Genomic DNA, 19,703 nt, shown 5'->3' with positions numbered 1-19,703 from the left:
GAGTTCCGGTATGGAAGGTGCCGACCGCGAGCGCACGGAGGCCGGCTTCAAGGTCCGAACGCCGGTCGACGAGGCGCGCCGAATTCTCAGGGAGGCGATCGAGGAGCGGGGGGACGATGCCGACGCGAACGTGCCCTGCGGGACCGAGACCGTCGACGTCGACCGCGCAGACGGGCGCGTCCTCGCCGCACCCGTGACGGCCGCCCGCGACGTTCCCCACTACCGGCGGGCGGCGATGGACGGCTACGCCGTCCGGGCCGCGGACACGTTCGGGGCCAGCGAGCGCTCGCCGGAAGTGCTGCGGGTCGCCGAGCCCGATCCCGCCGATGGGAGCGACAACGGGCACGCCACCGCCGACGAAATATACCCCGACGCGGCCGCGCGGGTCCACACCGGCAGCGCCCTCCCCGAGGGCGCCGACGCCGTCGTGATGATCGAACACGTCACCGAACTCGAGTCCGCCGGCGAACTCGAGGTTGAGGACGCCGTCGCGGAGGGCGAAAACGTCGCCCCCGTCGGCGAGGACGTCGCGGAGGGCCAGCACCTCTACGACGCCGGTCACCGGCTCCGCCCGTCCGACCTCGGACTCCTCCGTTCGGCGGGCTACGGCCGGGTCGCAGTCGCTCAGCGCCCCTCCGTCGGCGTGATCCCGACCGGCGAGGAACTCGTCGAGGGCGAGCCCGGACCAGGCGAGGTGATCGAGACCAACGGGCTCACGGTGTCGCGCCTAGCCGAGCGGTGGGGCGCTCGCGCGACCTACCGCGACGTGGTCACCGACGACCCCGAGTCGCTGCGGGTGGCCATCCAGCGCGATCTCACGAAGGACGTAGTCGTAACGACCGGCGGCTCCTCCGTCGGCGAGCGCGACCTCCTGCCGGAAGTGATCGACGACTTGGGCGAGGTGCTCGTCCACGGCGTCGGGCTCAAACCGGGCCATCCGGTCTGTCTGGGGATCGTCGAGGACACGCCCGTGCTCGCGCTGCCCGGGTATCCCGTCGCCTGTATCGTCAATGCGGTCCAGTTCCTCCGGCCCACACTGCGCTGGCTCGAGGGGACGACGCCCGACTCCCATCCGACCGCGCGGGCGAAACTCGAGCGCAAGATCCCGAGCGAGCCCGGGACGCGGACGTTCGCCCGGGTTCAACTCGAGGACCGCGACCTCGAGGAGTCGGCCCGCGACCCCGACGAGCCCGGCTATACGGCGACGCCGACGCGGGCCAGCGGCTCGGGCGTCCTCTCGAGCGTCGCCCTGGCCGACGGCTGGGTCGTCGTCGACGACGACCGCGAGGGGATCCCGGCCGGCGAGACGGTGCGCGTCGAGAACTGGGAGAGCAACCCGTAGTGCGGATATCACCGAACCCGACAGTCAGCCACGTCGTAACAGCCGTTTTTACGCCGCGGCGGTGTAGAACGCCCGATGTCGACGATAGCCGACCTCCGGCTTCCGGCGGCGGACGCGGCGTTGGCGATCGCCTTCGAACGCGCGCCCGAGGCCACGTTCGAACTCGAGTCCTCGGTGTCGAAGACGCGTCCCTCCCTGTGGGTGGCCGGCGTCGACCGCGAGACGGTCGAGCGCGCCTTCGCGGCCGACCCCACGGTTGCGGCCGCCGAACTCCTCGTCGAAACGGATTCCCGACTACTGTACGACGTCACCTTCGTCGAGGAGACGGACACGACCAGGCTCTGGGACGACCTGCTCGTCGACGGCGGCTCGCTGCTCGAGGCGCGGGCAAGCGACGGCTGGTGGCAGGTGACGGTCCGGTACCGCGATCGCGATACCCTCTGTGACGCCTACGACCGCCTGGTCGACCGCGGTATCAACGCCGACCTCCGGCGCGTGACCGACGTGAGCGAAGCGGGGGACCGCGAGACGCGGTTGACGCCCGAGCAGGAGGAGGCCCTCGAGGCCGCCCTCGAGTACGGCTACTTCGAGATTCCCCGGGACATCTCGATGGAGGAACTGGCCGACGAACTCGGCATCTCCCACCAGGCGCTCTCCGAGCGGTTCCGGCGGGCCTACGAGACGCTGGTCGACGCCGAACTTCAGCCCGCGGGCGAGCGCTCGCGGCTCGAGCGACGGTAACGGGTGCCGGATCGAGCGACAGTCGAATTGCCCGTCGACCGGGGCCGTCCGGCCGCCGTCGGGTGGGTACGCGGCACAATCGTTATTTGATTGGCTTGCGTTCGACTCCACATGGCTGACCTCCTGTCCGACGAGGAGATCGAGGCGCAATGTCCCGACGACTGGTCGCGCGACGGCGACGAGATCGTCCGCACCTACGAGTTCGACGACTATCTCCGGGGCGTCAACTTCGCCCAGATGGTCGGCGAGATCGCCGAATCGCAGTTCCACCACCCTGAGATCGTCATCCGATACGAGGAAGTCGAGATCCGTCTGACCTCCCACGAGGCGGGCGGCATCACCGAAGACGATATCGAGATGGCGGAACTGATCGAATCCGAGCGCGGGGAGTAACCCGTCTCGTCACGTCCGACGACGGCTCCGACATGAACGCACGCTACGTCTTCCGCGTCCGGCTCCGGCTCGAACCCGACCACGAGGCCGTCTCCCTCGAGGCGAGCAGCGCAGAGACGACGGTCACGCTCTTTCGCGACGCGCCGGAGCCCGGCACCGAGGGCTGGCTGTTCTTCCGAAACACGCTCTGGCGCGGCGACGTCTCCGATCGGGACCACGCCCGTCGGCTCGCCGCGGAGTGGCTCGGCGTTCCCGAAGACGCCGTCGAGGCGGTCGACTTCCGCGAGCTGCAGGTCGACCAGGCGTACTTCGACGCCCTGAAGGCCGAGATCGCGGACGATCTCGCGGCGTTCAATGCCGAGAACGTCTCGGAGGTGCTCTCGAAGTATTTGGGTTCGAGCATCCGAGTGACCGATAGCGACGGCGGATAGACACACCGGTCACGTCCGTAGCAGCGGTATTCGGCCGAGGATAGCCTCGTCTTTCGGGTCAGCGTGTGAGCGCGCCACGGTCCGGTGCAACGCCGAGTCTGCGACCGTGTCCGACATCGGTGCGCGGACTCACGGCACATATACCAAAGTGTATTGGCCCTACAACTTTCCCCTTCGAATCCAACCGTTCCGGTGCGGTCGATCCGGAGGTACCGACGCCGTTCCGGAACCGCGCACGGTTGGCCGTCACGCGACGGCCACTCGTGGACATCATCCTCTCGGCGACGCATCGTCCGCCCGTAGTTCACTCGGTTATATTATAGGGCAATAAAGATCATTTGAGAACATATATGTTACATGTGCGCACATCTCTATCCAATTTTATATGCACGCTTGTGGCCCGCTTTGATGATGTCTACGAGCGAACACCAACTTGCGGTTCCGGACGAACTCACGTCGGCACAGGCGAAACTCGTGTACCTGTCTCTCCGCGTCACCGATCAGGCGGGGGCAACCGAACTCCAGCGGATGCTGGGGCTGTCCAAGCTTACGCTCTTTGCGATTCTCAATTCGCTCGCCGAGAAGGGACTTGTCCGGCGCACGGAGGATGGCTATGTCTGCCAATAATCACACACCCGCGGCGTTCCCGTTCGTCGAGCCCGAATTCGGCGACGACGTCTGCGTCGACTGCTACGTTCGATCGGCCGTTCCCAGTGCCGTTACCGATCAGGTCGACGCACTCGTCGACCGCCTGCGGACGCTCGACGAGCGAAACGCCGTCGACGACGTGCGAGTCAGTCGGTGGCCGTCGCAACACGCCATCGCGGACGCGGACCGTCCGACGCGGGACGACCTCGTCGAGACGTTCGAACGGTGGGCCGAGCGGCGCGGGTACTCGCTCGAACCGGCGTTCCGTCGCCGGACGATCCCGGCGTCGCCGCTCGGCGTCGAGGCGGACGCTCGCGAGCAGGTGCGGGTTCCGCTGGTGGCGCTCGCGATCTCCGAGACCGAGACCGCGGCCGAGACCGAGGCGGAAACCGATACTGCCGTCGGCGCGAAGCCGCTCGACGCGGAGTCGCTCAGGGGGGTCGTTCCGTGTACGGAACGCACGGACGAGGAGCGAACCCACACCGTCGACCGGTGGCTCACTGCGGTCGAGACGCAGTCGATCGGGGCGTCCGCGCGCAATTCCCTGGCCGACCAGCCAATGCCGCTGGAGGGGCAGCGATGACGGCGGAGTCCGCCGGATACGCGGACGAGTTGGAACTCCCGTCTCGACAGCCGCTCGCCGACCGGACGTGTGTGGTGACCGGCGCCTCGCGGGGCATCGGTCGCAGCATCGCCCGCGAACTGGGTCGGTACGGCGCGACGGTCATCGTCAACTACCGGTCCTCGGAGGCGGCCGCCCACGAGGTCGCCGAGTCGATCACCGAGGCCGACGGCGAGGGAATGGGTTATCCGATCCGGGCCGACGTCACCGATCGCGAGGCGGTCGCCGAGATGCGGGATGCGGTCCACGACGCGCTCGGACCGATCGACGTACTCGTCAACAACGCCGGGATCACGCAGGACCGGCTCTTCGCGGAGATGACCGCCGAGGACTGGCACCGCGCGATCGACGTCTCGCTCAACGGGACGTTCAACTGCACGCGGGCGTTCTACGACGACATAGAGCGCGCCGACCACGGCCGGCTCATCGCCATCTCGAGTATCATCGGGAAACAGGGCAACGTCGGCCAGGCGAACTACGCGGCGGCGAAGAGCGGTCTCTTTGGCTTTACCCGCTCGCTCGCACTGGAGTTGGCGTCGTCGGGCTCGACCGCCAACTGTATCGCGCCAGGCTTCACCCGCACCGAGATGGTCGAGACCATTCCCGACGACGTCCGCGAGGACCTCCGAGACGACATTCCGCTCGACCGGTTCGCCAGCGTGACCGACATCGCCGGACTCGTCCGCTACCTCGCCACCGAGGAGGCCGGCTACATCACCGGCGAGGTCATCGACGTCAACGGCGGCCTCGATCTCTGAGCGGCCGATAGCCGACGGCCCGTCTCCGTTTTTCGGTCGGAATCGATTCCACTCGTCACTCCACGTCGTCGTGGGTGAGCAACGGACGCGCGCGCTCGCCGTCCGGGGAGTCGTACGTGACGACTTCGAGGAGATTGCCGTCCGGATCGAGGAAGTAGAACCCCTCGAACTCGCCCCAGTCGTACGGCCCCTGCTTCGGGAACTGGCCGTCTAACTCGTCCATTAGGGCTGCGTAGGTCTCGCGGTCGGTCTCGAAGGCCAGGTGGGCCTTATCGAGGGGATGGTCGAGCCCCCGCTCGTCCCAGTTCTCCGCGCGGCCGGTCTCGGCGAGCGTGACGACCGTCTCGCCGGCCCGGAACATGGCGTGGTCCCCCTGAAAGTCCTCGGGCGGCCTGACCAACTCGAGGTCGAGGGTCTCGCGGTAGAACTCGTAACAGGGGGCCAGTGCGTCGACGTCGACGTTGATGTGATCGACGGCGTCCATGCGGTTCAGTATCACGAACGCTCCTAAGAGAGTACCCGTCGCGGCGATGTGGGACGACCGCCGATCCGTCGACGGGCCGAAATCCGTGCGATGGTGTCCCACATTTATGTCGGTGGCCGTCGTCCCCCGACCGCATGCTGACCGGACCAGGCCCGCTGCTCTCGATCGACGTCGGCGCGCGGACGGCCGAGACGGAACCCATCGAGGGGGTTCGCTCGCGGTACCTCGGCGGTCGGGGCGTCGGAACGAAACTCGTCTACGACCGAGTGCCGTTCGACGTCGACCCGCTGGGGTCGGACAACGCCGTCGTGTTTAGCGCCGGCCCGCTTCAGGCGTCGCGGACGAGCTACACCGGCCGTCTGAACTGCACGGGCGTCTCGCCGCTATCGGACGGCCTCGTCTCGTCGAACGCTGGCGGCTTCCTCTCGCGGCCGTTCCTGAACACCGGCTACGGCGCGATCGAGGTTACGGGCGCGAGCGACCGCCTCCTCGCCGTCCACGTCACCGACGACGGCGTCGAATTCGAGGCGGTCCCGGAACTCGCCGGAGCGACCGTCCCCGACGTGACGGCGCACGTCGAGGACGAACACGGGCTGGACGCGTCCCACGTCGCTTGCATCGGCCCCGCAGGCGAGAACGAGGTGCGGTTCGCCGCGATCGTCACCTCGGGGAGTCGGGTCTTCGGTCGCGGCGGCCTGGGCGCGGTGCTGGGCGCAAAGAACGTCAAGCTGCTCACCTTCGCGGGCGACGCCGCCCCGGAGGTCGACGGTCCGGATATCGGCGACGAGATCCGCGCGGCGGCCGCTGAGGCCGATCACGTGATGAAAGAGCAGGGGACCGCGGCGCTGACCGCGTTCGCCGACGAGATCGAGGCCTTGCCGACAAGGTACTACGGCGAGCGGTCGTTCGAAGGGGTCGACGGCATCGCCGGCGAGCGCGTAGCCGAGAAGAAGTACAAGAAAGGGACCTGCTCGAGCTGCGCGTTCGCCTGTAAACTGCCGACGCGGGACGAGGCGTCCGGTCTCGAGACCGAGGGACCGGAGTTCGAGACCGTGATGGCCTTCGGCTCGAACGTCGGCGTCGACGACATCGTCGACGTGATGAGCGCGAACGACCGCTGCGACGCGCTCGGACTCGACACGATCTCCTGCGGCGCGGCCGTCGCCGCCTACCTCGCCAGCGAGGACGCCTTCGGCGACGCGGCCCTGGTCCGCGATCTGATCGAGAAGATCGCCCACCGCGAGGGCGTCGGCGACCTGCTCGCGGAGGGCGTCGCCCGCTGTCACGACGACCTCGGCGTCCCCGACTGGTCGATGAAGGACGTCGCGTTCCCGGCCCACGACGGCCGGCGGCTCAACGGCCAGGCGCTCGCCTACGCGACGTCCAACCGCGGCGCCGACCACCTCTACGGGAGCCTCTACGTCTACGAGTACCCGATGGTCGACCAGGAAAAGGCCCTGCCGCCGGACGGCGTCGACGGCAAGATCGATCGCCTGGTCCGGACCGAGAATACGAAGGCGGCCCTCGACAGCGCGATCCTCTGTAAGTTCTCGCGGACGACGGCCGCAGACGACCGGCTCCCCGAGCTACTCGAGACGACGGACGAGGCGCTCCAACGGCTGGGCGAGCGGATCGTCACCCTCGAGCGCGACTTCAACGCCAGGCGCGGGTTCGACCGCGCGGACGACGACGATCTGCCCTACGAGATCGAGGGGCTCGCGGACGCGCTGGACGAGTACTACCGTCGTCGGGGGTGGAACCGGGACGGCACCGTGCCGGCGGCCACGCTCGACGAGCTCGAAATCGAGGCGTGACCGCGCTGACGCTGGGACGGAACCCCGCCGTTCGGGTTCGTCGCGCGTCGGCGCGGCGACGGTGAGCCTTAGTCGTCGCCGGCCCGCGAGCGAGCGGGCGTTTGACGCCAATCGGGCTCCTCTCGCGGCGGCGCGAGCACGCCGATGCCGAGCGCGTCCGCGTCGCTCCTGTTCTCCGCGCCGTGGCGCTCGCCGCTGCGAAACATGTACGCGTCGCCAGGCGCGAGTTCGTGTTCCTCGCCCTCGACGATCGCGGTAAGTTCACCGTCGATAACGTATCCGATCTGTTCGTTCGCGTGAGTGTGCGACGGCAGGGTCGCGCCGGATTCGATCCGCCAGTAGACCATTCCAGCCCGCTCGCCGGTGGCCAGGTTCGCCAGATGCACGCCGTCGGCGACTTCCTCGAACGCCGCGCGGGTCGTCGATAGCTTCTCCATGGTGACAGCCAACAGCTGCCACACCTTCGCTTATAAATGTATCCTGGAAAACCTTTTACCCCCTTTCGTGGTGGGTGGTGGTGTATGTTAGCACAGCAACCGATACGGTTGTTCCACCTCCCGTTCTCGTTCATGCTGCCCCAGAAGGTGGCGGCCGAACGAGGCTACTTCCGCGAGGAGGGGCTTACGGTCGACTTGGTCGAGCGCGACCGCCGCGACGTCGAGGTCAAGTACATCCCCGCCGAGGAGACGCTGACCGAGGACTACGACGTGGACCTCTACCCCATCTGCAAGTGGGAGAGCATCCGTCGGACGTGGGATATGGGTGACGGCCGCATCGTCGCGAACGGGACCTTCGCGAACCTCCCGTACACGGTATTCACACGACCTGACTCCGACATCGAGACGCCGGCCGATCTCGCGGACGTCCCGGTCGGCGTCAACTTACGGACCGGCCAGGAGTACACCGCCCGGAAGGCCATCGAGGAGCACGTCCCCGCCGATCGGGTCGACCTGGTCGGCTGCGGAATGCCGACCGATCGGTTGCGGGCCCTCCACGAGGGTCGCGTCGACGCCGTGACGCTCATCGACCCCCACAGCACCCTCGCCGACCACCTCGGCTTCCGGCGGCTCCTCGAGTACGACAACCACATGGGGATCGTCGGGAACGACGACGTCGACCGCGACCTGCTCGAGGCGTTCCTGCGGGCCTACGGCCGCGCGGTCGACGACATCAACGCCGACCCCGACGCCTTCCGCGACACGTACCTCGAGATGCTCGAGGCCGACGCGGCGGTCGCGCCAGAGCTGTTCGACGACGTCGACGTCGAGGCCGTCCGCGAGGAGATCACCGTGCCGCGCTACGAGGTGCCCGACCCCGTCGACCGCGACGAACTCGACGAGCACCTGGCCTGGATGCAGGCCCGCGGCCTGATCGACGAGGACGCGGCGATCGACGACATCGTCGCGCCGCTGTGACAGCCCGCGAGACGATTCACTCACCACCCATGACAAATATCGACATCAGCTCCCAACAGGCCGCGATCGATGAGTTCCAGGGCGAGCCAGGCGACCGACCGGTGATGCGCGCCCGGTTCGAGCACAACGGCAGCCCGCGGTACATGCTCTACACGATCAAGCGGTTCGGCTACGATCACGATCACGACTTCCACCTCGACCTGCAGTTGGTCTCCGACGAGCTAGACGAGGGCCGCGAAACCGTCGAGGCGAAACTGCAGGAGGGCGACGCCGACCTGATCGACATCGACTACATCTCGACGGCCCGCGAGCGCGCCGCGGGCGCGCCCATCGTCGCCTTTCACCCCTACGGCCAGACCGTCGGCGGCCTGGTCGTCCCCGAAGACTCGCCGATCGAGGGGCTCGACGACCTCTCGGGCCACCGGATCGGCGTCGTCCGGCGCCGCGACAAGAACTGGATCCTCGTCCGGGCGGCCTGCCGGGATGCCCACGGCTTCGATCCCGACGAGACGGCTACGCCGGTCGAATCCGGCTCGAAGGTCGAACTCACCCGCATGCTCCGGGACGGCGAGGTCGACGCTGTTCTCCAGTTCTGGCAGATCATTCCGGAGATCGTCGAGACCGGCCCCTACCGCGAAGCGCTCCCGATGTCGCGCCTGGTCGACCGCCTGGCCGACGCCGACGACGAGCGGCCGGTCCCCGTCTCGACGTTCCTGACGAGCGAGGCGTACCTGGCGGACCACCCCGACGCAGTCCGCGGGTTCCGGGGCGCGTACCGAGACGCCGTCGAGCGGCTGCAGCGCGACGACGAACTCTGGGAGGAGATCGGCGAGCAGCTCATGTACGAGGACGACCCCGCGGTCGTCCGCGCTGTGCGCGATCGGTGGCGCGCGATGGTCGTCCCCGACTGGGACGAGGCCACCGTCGAGGGAATGGAACGGCTGTTCGATCGGCTGAAAGCCGTCGCCGGCGCGGACGCGCTCGGCGTCGCGGAACTCCCGGACGGTCTCTTCCGTCCCGACCTGGAGGTGGAGGCATGACGGAGCCGGAGACCGAAACCGTCACTTTCCAACTCAACTGGGAGCCCAACGGCTTCCAGTCGCCGTACTTCCTCGCCCGCGAGGCGGGCTTCTACCGGGAGGAGGGCATCGAAGTCGAGTTCGTCGAGGGCCACGGCTCGCCGTACGCGGCCGAACGCGCGGCCCGCGGCGACGCCGACGTCGGCCTGGCCGGCGCAAGCGCCGTACTCGCGAAACAGAGCGAGGGGTTCGACCCGCTCGCGGTCGCCGCAGTGACTCAGAAGACGCCGGCGGCGGTCTACACGCTGCGGGACGTCTTCGGCGAACGGCTCACCGACCCCGAACAGCTCGCGGGCCGGACCGTGGCGCCCTCCGCGACGAAGACGCGGATTCTCACCGCGCAACTGCTCGAGAACGTCGGGATCCGCGACGAGGTCGAACTGCTGGACGTCGACCCGCACACGCACCACCGCGTCCAGCACAAGGTGATCGACGGCACCGTCGACGCGGCGGTCGGCGTCGTCACCAACGGGATCGAGATCGGCCGGGAGCGCGACCGGACGCCCGACGAACTCCCGATCGGCGAGTATCTGGACATCTACGGGATGACGCTCGTCACCGGCCCCGAGTTCGCGCGCGAGCGCCCGGAGACGCTCCGATCGTTCCTCCGGGCGACCGCCCGCGGGTGGGCCGCCGCGACCCGCGATCCGGACCGGGCGGTCGACGCGCTCGTCGATCGCAACGCCACGCTCGAACGTAACCGCGGGATCGAACAGTTGAAGTTCGAAACCGCCGCCCACCAGTTACAGTTCACGCCGTTCGTCCGGGAGCACGGCTGGGGCGCGCAGGATCCGGACCGGTGGCGGCGACTCGGGGAGACCCTCTCCGAGACGGCGCTGCTCGACGGCGAGATCGATCCGGACGCGGTGTGGACCGACGAGTTCCGCCCCACAGACGACCCGCTCGTCGCGGAGTACGCCGACCGGGTGCATCCGACGGCGGAGTGATCGCGGCAGCGATCGGTGCGTTTCCGTCCGCGACGGTCCACGCCGTCACCGATCCCGAGACGACGCGTCAGTCGACTCGCCGCTTTCGCGTCGCTCGTCGACGTGAGCGCACTCGTCGAGCGTCTCGCACGCGTCGACCAACGTCTCGATCGGCATCGGAGGGTGGTCGAGACTGAGGGTGCGAGTCCGCCGGTCGTACGAGATGATGCCGACGTCTTCCAACATTGGGAGATCGACGTGGACGAGCGAGATCTCGACGGCCTCGCGGCGACTCTCGGCTGCTTCGTCCGGCGACAGCCGATCCAATCGGGTGGCAACGCGCCCCGCGAGGTCGTCGACGTCGCGGACGTCGTCCTCCCATAGACAGTACAGGAGACACCGCCGGCGCCGCTCGCTTAGCACCCGTACGAACTCGTCAAGAGCGGGAACCCCGCCATCGGTCACCGTCGGGAAAGCCGGTCCACCCTCGATACCCGTGTCGCGTTCGCCCCTCTCGGAGTCGCCGTCCCTCTCGGCCATGGTATTACCGGGAACTACCATCCAGTTATATATTCGGGATGGTACGGGACACCATCACACTATGATCTTACGAGAACGGTGGTGAATTTTGCGTGAGCCGCTCGCCCGTCACGACGGAATTTTGGAGACGCGGTTCGTAGCATCGCGCCCGCGCATCGCTCGCGGCGATAAGCATTTACTCGCGAACCCCGTAGTCGTGCGTCCGAATGGTCCTCGAGCGCGACTACGATTTCTGGTTGCTCGACCTCGACGGCACCCTCGTCGACGTCGAGTGGTCCTACACGCGGGAGATCTTCGACCACGTCGGCAACCGGCTCGGCCGCGAGTTCACCGACCGGGAAGCCGAGATCATCTGGAACGGCCTGACCGGCTCCCGGGATCGCCAACTGGAGGAGTGGGGTGTCGATCCCCGAGAGTTCTGGGCGGCCTTCCACGAGGAGGAGGATCCAACGGTGCGGGCCGAACAGACCTTCCTCCACGAGGACGCGGAATTCGTCGCAGATCTCGATGTCCCGGTCGGCCTGGTCACCCACTGCCAGGAGTTCCTCGCCGAGCCCGTTCTGGATCACGTCGGGATCCGCGACTGGTTCGACGCGCGACTGTGCTGTACCGAGGAGACGGGCTGGAAGCCGGACCCCGAACCCGTCCAGTCCGTCATGAACGAACTCGGCGTCGGACACAACGGCCATCGAGGCGTGCTCGCGGGCGACGGTGCCTGCGACGTCGGTGCGGCCTGGAACGCCGGGCTCGACGCAGTCCACGTCGAACGCGTCGGTCACGAGCAGCGGGGCCGATGCGTCCTCGGCGATTACCGCGTCCGGTCGTTCGACGAACTCTACTGACGTCCACCCGGCGACAGCGGCGGTCGGAATGCGGTTTCGATCGATCCGTGAACGGCCGGCAATTCAAGGGAAGCGACCTTTTTCGTGGACCGAGAAGATAGATCGTGGATATCGATAGTACGGATCACGCGATTCTGTACCTCTTACAGGCGGAGAGTCGAGCGGACTTTACGCACGACGAGATCGCCGAACGGATCGATGTCTCCTCGAGCACCGTCAGCAACCGCCTTCAGCGGCTCAGAGAGGGGGGCGTCCTCGAGAAGTTCGATCCGGTGATCAACTACGAGGCGGCGGGTGCACCCCACCACCTCCTGTTCGTCTGTACGGCGCCGATCTCCGAGCGAAAGAGCCTCTGCGAGCGCGTGATCGAGGTCGAGAACGTCGTCAACACCCGCGAACTGCTGACCGGCACCCAGAACCTCCACGTCGAAGTCGTCGGCATGGACGCCGCAGACGTCGAAGCGGTCACGGAAGAATTAGACGCCCTCGGGCTCGAGATTGAACGGTCGGAGATGCTCAGGTCGGAGTACAGCCAGCCGTTCGACCACTTCGGCGCCGAAGCGGTCGACGAATCGGAGTAGCTTTGCCTACTATCTTTTCACAGTGTTCGTTTTCGGACGCGGATCGCTGTTCGACTTTCTTTCATGTTCAGGGCACAGAACACATCTTTGCTGCTGGCGAGCCGCAACGAGACTTACCACGATACTTATACATCGCGGTGCCCTTCCACGGATAATGGATACCCAGCCATCCAACCGGTCTTCGTCCCACGATCGGGTTTCGATCCGCGTCGTCGAGACGGTCGCGGCCGCGGACGGTATCGACCCGCTCGACGTCTCGCCGCCACTCCACGACGTCATCGATCCGTCCGCGCTGGACGCCCTCTTCGAACCGACGCAAGCCGGCCATCGGCCAGGCGGCACCGTCACGTTCGCCTACCGCGGCCACTGGGTGCGCGTCGAGAGCGACGGCCGGGTGACACTCGTCTCGGAATCCGAATCCGATCCCGGACCGGAGACCAAAAGGAATTCAGGAGTTCAGCCGGAGACGGAGTCACGATGAAGCACTGTCTCGACTGCGACTGGTACGTCAGCGCCGCCGACGAATCCTCCCAGCGGACCCGCTCCCGAGCGGCCATCGAACACCACGTCGAAACGGGTCACGCGATCGACTCCAGCGAGTCGGAACTCCCGCCGATGACGCCCGACGTCGCCGGCGACGTGTTCGTCCGCGATCTGGTCCCCTCGAGCGACTGAGACCGCTCGCGCTCAGCCGTAGTGTTCTTCGAGGTAGTTGACGATCTCGTCGCTCTCGTACCGTTGTTCTCCTCGGTCCGTGTCCACGAGGAACGGAATCGAATCCTCGCCACCGAGGTCCGTCATCGCCTGGTGAGCCCACTCGTTCAACACGTCGCCCCCCTCGTCGCCCGGGAGCCGGGGGTTGTGAATTACGTACGAGACGCCCAACTCCGTGAGTTTCTCGCGGACCTCGGTGCTGTGCGGACACTGTTCCGCCTGGTAGAGTTCGAGCATCTCATGACTCCGACCACACCGGTAACCGTAAACGTTGGCTGCGCAGTTACCGGTGGCCGGTCGTGCCGACGGGGCCGTATTCACGCTTTCTTACCATTATCTCGACAGGAAAGCTTATACCGGAATGCCCGGGTTATCGGAGCATGGCACGCGATACGCCGGTACGAAACCAAACTGACGCGGCTGCAAACGACACGACGTTACCGAATCTTGTTACGATCGTCGGACGAGGCGTCCCCTCGAACTTCGAAATCGCCGTCGACGGCGACATCGAGATGCTGGCGGACGATCCCGTAGCCGAGGGAACCGTCGTCTCGGGCAGCGTCGCCGAGGGCGCGATCGACGTCGGCGTCCAGCGCTTCCGCTTCTCCGGCCAGATGGCCAACGTCCGACTCGTCGACTGGAACGGCAACGACGCGGCTAACTCCGCGAGCGTCCCCACGGTCCACGTCGAGTACGGCGCTCCGGAGCGGTAACGGACCGAGTCACGTCTCTCTTCGAGGCGACCGGGTAGGGGTTTCCGGTCGTCGTATTCAGCAGTCGTTCAGCGGCGCCTGCCGCGCAGCTATCCGTTCTCGTGTAGAGTAGTGTGGGTAGAATCGATCCCGAACCGTCGTATTTGCGTTTCCGTGTCCGTTCCGGCGCCCGTGTTCTCGGGCGCTCAGTCGTCGTCGGTCGCGCCGATGCTCGCGTCCCCGCTCGACGGCTCGCCGTGGGTCGCGGCGGCGGCCTGAAGGGGCGCGATCGGATCGTTCTCGCCGAACTCCGGATCGAACAGTTGGAGCGCGGTGTGGACGGTGCTCCAGTCGTCCTCCGCGGCGGCCTCCCGCAGGCTCTTGGTCGGCGGCGCGAGCAACTGGTTGACCAGCGAGTCGGCCATCGCCTCGACGATTTCGCGGTGCTCCTCGGCGGCCTCGCCGCCGAGTTGCGAGAGGGCCGTCTCGACCTCCCGTTCCTTGATCCGCTCGGCGGATTCGTACATCGCGGCGATGGCCTCGTCGGCGCGGGCCCGCTTGTACTGCTCCGCGAGCAGTTCGAACTCGCGGTCGATCATGGCCTCGACCTCGCGGGCGGCGTCGGCCCGCTGCTCGCGGGTCTCCTCGGTGATCGTCTCTAGGTCGTCCAGATCGAAGACCCGCACCGCGGAGACCGCGTCGGTCTCGGGCGCGACGTCCCGCGGCTGGCCGAGGTCGACGATCACCTGCTCGATTGCGCCGACGTCGTCGGCGCCGTCGTCCGCCCCCTCGAGATGGGTCGGTTCGAGCACCGGCTCGTCGCTGCCGGTGGCCGTGACGACGACGTCGGCTCGGGTCGCGACCGTCTCGAGCGCGTCGAGCGGCGCAGCCCTGACGTCAGCCTCGTCTTCGAAGTCGGCGGCCAGGTGTTCGGCGTGAGCGACGGTCCGGTTGGCGACGACGAGTTCGTCGACGCCGGCGGCCGCCAGGCTGCGGGCGGCGAGTTGGCCCATCTCGCCGGCCCCGACGACCAGCGCGGTCGCCCCATCCAGCGGAATCTCGCGTTCGGCCCGTCGCGCCGCGGCCGAGCCCAGCGAGACGACCCCCTCGTTGATCGCGGTCTCGGTGCGGGCCCGTTCGCCGACGTGGATCGCCTTCGTGACCGCGGCCTCGAGCATCGAGTCGATGCCGTCGGCGTCGCGGGCGTCCTCGTAGGCGGTCCGGACCTGCCCGATGATCTGATCCTCGCCGAGGATGACCGAGTCGAGCCCGGCGGCCACCCGCAGGAGGTGGCGCAGGCTCTCGTCGTGGTCGGTCGTGACGACCGCTTCGTCGTCGATCCCGGCGAAAAATTCCTCTAGCGCGGCCCGGCCGACGGCGTGGTCCGGACCGACGACGTACGCCTCGACCCGGTTACACGTCGAGAGGACGTACGCCTCCTCGATGTCGGGAACGGTCAGCAGTTCTTGCACGGCACCAGCCTGGCTCTCGGGACTGGCGGCCGCCAGCTGATCGACGTCCCCGCTCTCGTGAGTTACCCGCGCCGCGGTCACAACCCCCGTTGACATCACGGTCGATCACCCCCAGTAGCCAGTTCCTCGCCGAGCACGTCCTCGATCACTTGCGAATAGTTAGAAGCTCCAGTACGTAAAGCTGTCCAAACATCCGGAGAATTGACGACGTCGGTGACGAGCTCGCGCCGCCGATCGGCCGGCACGTCCCGGGATTTGAGCTCCTCGCGCAGCGCCCCGCAGGCCCGCGCCACCTCGCCGGCACCGTCGACCGTCTCCTCGAGTTCCCGTCGGAGGTACTTGCTCAGCGCCGGCGCCGTCCCGCCCGTCGCGACCGCGACGACGACGGGCTCGTCGCGGACGGTCGCGGGCACGACGACGCTGCCCGGTTCGCGCTCGCCCGACCGGTCCGCGCGGTTGACGAGGATCCCCCGATCGCGGGCCGCCTCGGCGACGGCCTCGTTGAGCGCCGCGTCGTCCGTCGCGGCGACGACCAGCGCCGGCGTGGCTCGCTCGAGCCACCCGGCCACGTCGTCGGGCTCGGGCGCGGCCCGGATCAGTTCGGCGCCGTCGAAGTCCCGGTCGGCGAAGGCAGGGCTGACGACGAGCACCCGCGCCTCGCGGGCGAACCGCCTGGCCTTCCGCGCGCCGACGGGGCCGCCGCCGAAGACGAGCACCGTCGCGTCCGTGAAATCGTGCAGGAGCGGAATCATCGTGAGAAATCGGATCCGGGCATCCGGGGTTATCGCTCCTCGGTGTTCGCGTCGGCGCGCTCGTCCAGGCGGATGCCGGTCTTCTTCAGGATCTGCGTCGAGAACAGGGAGTCCCAGTCGTCGTCGGTGACGTCCCAGTACTCGGCCATGGTCTCGCGAACCTGCTCGATGCGCCGCTGGCTCTCGTCCTCGCTGCGGCCGTGAGTCATCGCGAAGAAGTTGTACGGCCAGACGCTCTCGTGGCGCGGCCGCTGATAGCAGTGGGTCACGAACGGCAGGGCGGCGACTTCGGGGCCGACTTCGGCGACCAGGTCGTCCGGCACGTTCCAGACGGTCATCCCGTTCTCCGTGTAGCCGAGCGCGTAGTGATTGGGCACGACGCCGATCCGTCGGATCTTGCCCTCGCGCTCGAACCGCTTGAGCGTCTCGAGCACCCACTCCGTCTCCCGACTGATCGCGTCGGCCACGTCCGCGTACGGCGTCTCGGTCAGCGGAACGCCGTCCTGGACGTCGAGGATCAGGTCGCGGTCGGCCGGCGAGAGGGTCGCCTGGTCGGTCGGCGTCACGTCGGGCCCGCGGTCGGACAGGTCGATCCCGGCCGCCTCGACGTCGCCGCCGCCGTCGAGCGGCCCGTCGACGTAGAACTTCGCTTCGACGCGGAACTCCTGTTGTTTGGGGAGGTTGTACGTTTCCTGCCCGGTCTCGTCCTCGATCGCGGCCAGCACCTCGTCGACGCGGTCCTCGTCCGCGACGCTCACGACGAACCAGACGTTCAGGTGGGGGTGTTCGCGCTCGTAGTTGTGCGCCACCTCGCGGTGGGCGTTAACCTGCTCGACGATCTCGTCGAATCGGTCCTCAGGGGCGTGCATGGCGACCAGGGTCGCTGCGCCGCCGATCTCCTGGGCGTTGACGAGCGGGCCGAACCGCGAGAGGACGCCCCGCTCGTCCAAGTCTCGGATCGTCTCGAGCAGTTCCGTCGCGTCGATGTCGACCCCGCGCTCGCGCATCGCGCTCGCGGCCGCCTCGAAGGGCCGTTCCACGACGGGAAACCCGCCCTGGAAGGCGTTGACGACCGCTCGCTCGCGTTCCGTGAGGTCGACGTCCGTAGTCATACGGGACGGTCAGGACGCCCCGGGCATAAGCGAACCGGACGGTATCGGTCGCCGGTACTGACAATCGCGAAATAGCGACTGCGAATCGATGCTCACTGCGGAGGCGGAGCGGCGTCGCCCGCCGATCGGCCGGCGGGCCGCGTCGCCGAGTCGTTACCGGTTAGAACGGGTACTCTCGGCGCTCGTTTTGCAGCGAGAGCCACTTCTGCTCGGTGATCTCCGCCAGGAAGGACTCGCTGTTGTACCCGCCCATGCCCGAGGCGCCGGTGCCGCCGAACGGGACGTGGGCCTCGTCGTTGATCGGCTGGTCGTTGATGTGGACCATCCCGGTGTCCAGCCGCTCGGCGATCCGCTTGCCGGTGCCGACGTCGCCGGCGTGGACCGACCCCGAGAGACCGTACTCCGTGGCGTTGTGGATCTCGACGGCCTCGTCGATATCCGAGAACGGGATGACCGGCGCGATGGGGCCGAAGTGCTCGTTGCACGCGGCGGCCATGTCGTTGGTCACGTCCGAGAGCACCGTCGGCGCGACGACCAGGGAGTCGTCGACACCCTCGATTTCGACCGTCTCGCCGCCGGTTTCCAGCGTCGCGCCCGCGTTGACTGTCTCCTCGACGTAGCCGAGCATCTCGTCGCGCTGGGACCCGTCGATGATCGGCCCGACGACCGTGTCTGGGTCGTGGGCGCTGCCCGCCGGCAGCGACTCGGCACGCTCGGCCAGGCGTTCGACGTACTCGTCGTAGACGTCCTCGTGGACGATGTGACGGTTGATCGAGATGCAGACCTGGCCCTGGTGGACGAACGAGCCGAAGGTCCCCGAGTCGACCGCCGCCTCCACGTCCGCGTCGGCGGTGACGATGTGGCCGTTGTTGCCGCCCAGTTCCATGGCCGCGACCGCGAGGTTCTCGCCGGCGATGGAAGCGACGCGGCGGCCGACCGGCGTCGAGCCGGTGAAGGCGACGACGTCGCTCTCGGGGTGGCCGGCGACCCGGTCACCGATCTCGGAGCCGGTCCCAGTAACGACGTTCAGCACGCCGTCCGGAACGCCCGCCTCCTCGAACAGCTTCGCGAGCAGCAGTCCGCCCGCGATCGGCGTGTTCGTCGCGGGTTTGAGCACGACCGCGTTCCCGGCGGCGATCGCCGGCGCGACCGCCCGCATCGAGAGGTTCAGCGGGAAGTTCCACGGCGAGATCACCGTGACCACGCCCTTGGGCTCGCGCTGAACGATGTTCTCCTTGCCGGGGATGTTGGACTCGGCGTGCTCGCCTTTCATTCGGCGCGGGATCGTCGCCGCCTCGGCCGCCTGGTCGGTCGCCAGTTGGATCGAGGTCTCTCCCATGATTCGGGAGCCGCCGGCCTCATGGGCCAGGATGTCGATGATCTCGTCGCTGCGTTCCTGAAGCTCCTGAACGACGCCCTGAACGACCTGGCTGCGCTCGCTGGGCGGTCGCTGGGCCCACTCCGTCTGGGCATCCGCGGCGGCTTCGTACGCGGCATCGACGTCGGACTCGACGCCCGCCGGCACCTCGGCGACGACCTCCCGCGTCGAGGGGTCCTCGACGGCGATCTCGTCGCCGCTTTCCGACGGCACCCACTCCCCGTTGAGATACAGTGCATTCCAGTCCGCCGTAACGGAAAGATCCGAAGACATTCATCGCCAGTATGTGCCACGGTGCTATAATCTCACCGGAAGGCGAACATCGCGTACCGTCGCCGGTTGGTATTAGCGCACGAGCGGCGAAACCGAACCGAACGGGAGTGGTTCCGATTCGGTCCCAGAATGGGCGCGGGTCGGTGCCGCTGCCGGCTTCGAGCGCGTCGTCGCCGTCGCTTCCGAACGGTTGTGCCTTCAGAGACGTCAGGAACAGTCCTCTCCGATCGTTCGGCTCGCGGACCGATAAGAGACGGTCGGCTGCGACCGACTACCCTTCGACGCCGGTGACGTCGTACCCCAGCTCGCGGACGTCATCGAGGATCGCCTGGTGGTCCGCGCTCGCTCGGTAGTAGATGACGATGTCGAAACTCCCCTCGCGAAGCAGTTGCTGACACTCCCAGACGAACTCCTCGTCGTCCAGGGTCAGCCCCTGGTGTTGATTCGAGGAGAAATCGGTGTCGTCGTTACCGGAGTAGACGTAGCACTCGCTCGGGTCGTATCCGGAGCGGTCGGCGATAATGTCGCCGACGTCGATCGTCGCCTGCATCATTTTGACGTCTTCCTGCCCGTCGTAATCGGTGTGGACGATCGCCCCGTTGAGATCGATCTCGCCCGGCTCGAGCAGCGCCTTGGTCCGCTGGTAGAGGTCCTCGTCGAGCGCGTTCGAATTCGCGTCTGCCATTGTCGGGAC

25 protein-coding genes are annotated in these 19,703 nt (G+C 67.5%); 16 read left to right on the top strand and 9 right to left on the bottom strand.

Going from position 1 to position 19,703, the window contains the following annotated elements:
• Positions 1 to 10 precede the first annotated feature (10 nt).
• The 7 genes from BMY29_RS12680 (at position 11) to BMY29_RS12650 (ending at position 4,935) form a co-directional block, all read left to right on the top strand.
• The gene (locus tag BMY29_RS12680) at positions 11 to 1,342 is read left to right on the top strand and encodes a molybdopterin molybdotransferase MoeA (RefSeq protein WP_049991838.1); all 1,332 of its coding nucleotides are present in this window, start codon (positions 11 to 13) and stop codon (positions 1,340 to 1,342) included.
• Positions 1,343 to 1,417: 75 nt separating this feature from the next.
• Positions 1,418 to 2,083: a helix-turn-helix domain-containing protein gene (locus BMY29_RS12675; protein WP_049991837.1), complete on the top strand. Its 666-nt coding sequence runs from the start codon at positions 1,418 to 1,420 to the stop codon at positions 2,081 to 2,083.
• Between the two features lie 111 nt (positions 2,084 to 2,194).
• Positions 2,195 to 2,476 (top strand): 4a-hydroxytetrahydrobiopterin dehydratase, encoded by a 282-nt coding sequence (locus tag BMY29_RS12670; RefSeq protein WP_049991836.1) that lies wholly within the window; start codon positions 2,195 to 2,197, stop codon positions 2,474 to 2,476.
• Between the two features lie 32 nt (positions 2,477 to 2,508).
• A complete protein-coding gene (lwrS, locus tag BMY29_RS12665) occupies positions 2,509 to 2,907 on the top strand; it encodes an LWR-salt protein (protein WP_049991835.1) in 399 nt (132 codons plus the stop codon).
• Between the two features lie 408 nt (positions 2,908 to 3,315).
• Entirely contained in the window at positions 3,316 to 3,534 is a 219-nt protein-coding gene (locus BMY29_RS12660) for a helix-turn-helix domain-containing protein (RefSeq protein ID WP_049991834.1), read from the top strand.
• On the top strand, positions 3,521 to 4,138 hold the full coding sequence (locus BMY29_RS12655; protein ID WP_049991833.1) for an HTH domain-containing protein: 618 nt from the start codon (positions 3,521 to 3,523) through the stop codon (positions 4,136 to 4,138). The genes BMY29_RS12660 and BMY29_RS12655 overlap by 14 nt, the downstream gene beginning before the upstream one ends.
• A complete protein-coding gene (locus tag BMY29_RS12650) occupies positions 4,135 to 4,935 on the top strand; it encodes a beta-ketoacyl-ACP reductase (protein ID WP_049991832.1) in 801 nt (266 codons plus the stop codon). Before BMY29_RS12655 ends, BMY29_RS12650 begins: the two co-directional genes overlap by 4 nt.
• 55 nt (positions 4,936 to 4,990) lie before the next feature.
• Here the strand turns inward: BMY29_RS12650 and BMY29_RS12645 are convergent, their stop codons facing one another.
• Positions 4,991 to 5,419 carry a VOC family protein gene (locus BMY29_RS12645; RefSeq protein WP_049991831.1) on the bottom strand — a complete coding sequence of 143 codons (429 nt, stop codon included), beginning with the start codon at positions 5,417 to 5,419 and terminating at the stop codon, positions 4,991 to 4,993.
• 134 nt (positions 5,420 to 5,553) lie between these two features.
• Between BMY29_RS12645 and BMY29_RS12640 the strand changes: the two genes are divergently transcribed.
• On the top strand, positions 5,554 to 7,233 hold the full coding sequence (locus BMY29_RS12640) for an aldehyde ferredoxin oxidoreductase family protein (protein ID WP_049991830.1): 1,680 nt from the start codon (positions 5,554 to 5,556) through the stop codon (positions 7,231 to 7,233).
• A 68-nt stretch (positions 7,234 to 7,301) separates the two neighbouring features.
• On the opposite strand, the gene BMY29_RS12635 is transcribed toward BMY29_RS12640, so the two are convergent.
• A complete protein-coding gene (locus BMY29_RS12635; protein ID WP_049991829.1) occupies positions 7,302 to 7,670 on the bottom strand; it encodes a cupin domain-containing protein in 369 nt (122 codons plus the stop codon).
• Between the two features lie 84 nt (positions 7,671 to 7,754).
• Between BMY29_RS12635 and BMY29_RS12630 the strand changes: the two genes are divergently transcribed.
• Genes BMY29_RS12630 through BMY29_RS12620 form a run of 3 tightly spaced genes read left to right on the top strand, consistent with a single transcriptional unit; the run spans position 7,755 to position 10,674 of the window.
• Positions 7,755 to 8,648, top strand: a complete 894-nt coding sequence (locus BMY29_RS12630; protein ID WP_049991828.1) for an ABC transporter substrate-binding protein — start codon at positions 7,755 to 7,757, stop codon at positions 8,646 to 8,648.
• 29 nt (positions 8,649 to 8,677) lie between these two features.
• Complete coding sequence (locus BMY29_RS12625) at positions 8,678 to 9,688, top strand: ABC transporter substrate-binding protein (protein ID WP_049991827.1); 1,011 nt, start codon at positions 8,678 to 8,680, stop codon at positions 9,686 to 9,688.
• On the top strand, positions 9,685 to 10,674 hold the full coding sequence (locus BMY29_RS12620; protein ID WP_049991826.1) for an ABC transporter substrate-binding protein: 990 nt from the start codon (positions 9,685 to 9,687) through the stop codon (positions 10,672 to 10,674). The genes BMY29_RS12625 and BMY29_RS12620 overlap by 4 nt, the downstream gene beginning before the upstream one ends.
• Positions 10,675 to 10,719: 45 nt before the next feature.
• On the opposite strand, the gene BMY29_RS12615 is transcribed toward BMY29_RS12620, so the two are convergent.
• Positions 10,720 to 11,193, bottom strand: coding sequence for a DUF7344 domain-containing protein (locus tag BMY29_RS12615; protein WP_049991825.1), 474 nt, complete (start codon positions 11,191 to 11,193; stop codon positions 10,720 to 10,722).
• A 206-nt stretch (positions 11,194 to 11,399) separates the two neighbouring features.
• Here BMY29_RS12615 and BMY29_RS12610 point away from each other — a divergent pair, with 206 nt between their 5' ends.
• The 4 genes from BMY29_RS12610 (at position 11,400) to BMY29_RS12595 (ending at position 13,291) form a co-directional block, all read left to right on the top strand.
• Positions 11,400 to 12,035 (top strand): HAD family hydrolase, encoded by a 636-nt coding sequence (locus BMY29_RS12610; RefSeq protein WP_049991824.1) that lies wholly within the window; start codon positions 11,400 to 11,402, stop codon positions 12,033 to 12,035.
• A 104-nt stretch (positions 12,036 to 12,139) separates the two neighbouring features.
• Positions 12,140 to 12,616, top strand: coding sequence for an Lrp/AsnC family transcriptional regulator (locus BMY29_RS12605; RefSeq protein WP_049991823.1), 477 nt, complete (start codon positions 12,140 to 12,142; stop codon positions 12,614 to 12,616).
• Positions 12,617 to 12,770: 154 nt separating this feature from the next.
• Positions 12,771 to 13,097 carry a DdfA family disk-determining factor gene (locus BMY29_RS12600; RefSeq protein ID WP_049991822.1) on the top strand — a complete coding sequence of 109 codons (327 nt, stop codon included), beginning with the start codon at positions 12,771 to 12,773 and terminating at the stop codon, positions 13,095 to 13,097.
• A complete protein-coding gene (locus BMY29_RS12595) occupies positions 13,094 to 13,291 on the top strand; it encodes a hypothetical protein (RefSeq protein WP_049991821.1) in 198 nt (65 codons plus the stop codon). Before BMY29_RS12600 ends, BMY29_RS12595 begins: the two co-directional genes overlap by 4 nt.
• 12 nt (positions 13,292 to 13,303) lie before the next feature.
• Here the strand turns inward: BMY29_RS12595 and BMY29_RS12590 are convergent, their stop codons facing one another.
• On the bottom strand, positions 13,304 to 13,567 hold the full coding sequence (locus BMY29_RS12590) for a glutathione S-transferase N-terminal domain-containing protein (RefSeq protein WP_049991820.1): 264 nt from the start codon (positions 13,565 to 13,567) through the stop codon (positions 13,304 to 13,306).
• Positions 13,568 to 13,710: 143 nt separating this feature from the next.
• Here BMY29_RS12590 and BMY29_RS12585 point away from each other — a divergent pair, with 143 nt between their 5' ends.
• On the top strand, positions 13,711 to 14,043 hold the full coding sequence (locus tag BMY29_RS12585) for a hypothetical protein (RefSeq protein ID WP_049991819.1): 333 nt from the start codon (positions 13,711 to 13,713) through the stop codon (positions 14,041 to 14,043).
• Positions 14,044 to 14,228: 185 nt separating this feature from the next.
• On the opposite strand, the gene hemA is transcribed toward BMY29_RS12585, so the two are convergent.
• The 5 genes from hemA to BMY29_RS12560 form a co-directional block, all read right to left on the bottom strand.
• A complete protein-coding gene (gene hemA, locus BMY29_RS12580) occupies positions 14,229 to 15,590 on the bottom strand; it encodes a glutamyl-tRNA reductase (protein WP_049991818.1) in 1,362 nt (453 codons plus the stop codon).
• Entirely contained in the window at positions 15,590 to 16,246 is a 657-nt protein-coding gene (locus BMY29_RS12575; RefSeq protein WP_049991817.1) for a precorrin-2 dehydrogenase/sirohydrochlorin ferrochelatase family protein, read from the bottom strand. Before BMY29_RS12575 ends, hemA begins: the two co-directional genes overlap by 1 nt.
• 29 nt (positions 16,247 to 16,275) lie before the next feature.
• Positions 16,276 to 17,358: a siroheme decarboxylase subunit beta gene (ahbB, locus tag BMY29_RS12570; RefSeq protein ID WP_049991816.1), complete on the bottom strand. Its 1,083-nt coding sequence runs from the start codon at positions 17,356 to 17,358 to the stop codon at positions 16,276 to 16,278.
• 160 nt (positions 17,359 to 17,518) lie between these two features.
• Positions 17,519 to 19,009, bottom strand: a complete 1,491-nt coding sequence (locus BMY29_RS12565; RefSeq protein ID WP_049991815.1) for an aldehyde dehydrogenase family protein — start codon at positions 19,007 to 19,009, stop codon at positions 17,519 to 17,521.
• A gap of 271 nt (positions 19,010 to 19,280) precedes the next feature.
• Entirely contained in the window at positions 19,281 to 19,694 is a 414-nt protein-coding gene (locus BMY29_RS12560) for a DUF5778 family protein (RefSeq protein ID WP_049991814.1), read from the bottom strand.
• Between the last annotated feature and the right edge of the window lie 9 nt (positions 19,695 to 19,703).

Source organism: Natrinema salifodinae (genome assembly GCF_900110455.1).
In the GTDB taxonomy this organism is placed as follows: domain Archaea; phylum Halobacteriota; class Halobacteria; order Halobacteriales; family Natrialbaceae; genus Natrinema; species Natrinema salifodinae.
The sequence above is the reverse complement of the archived record's forward strand: the minus strand, read 5'-3'. Positions and strand labels throughout refer to the sequence as shown.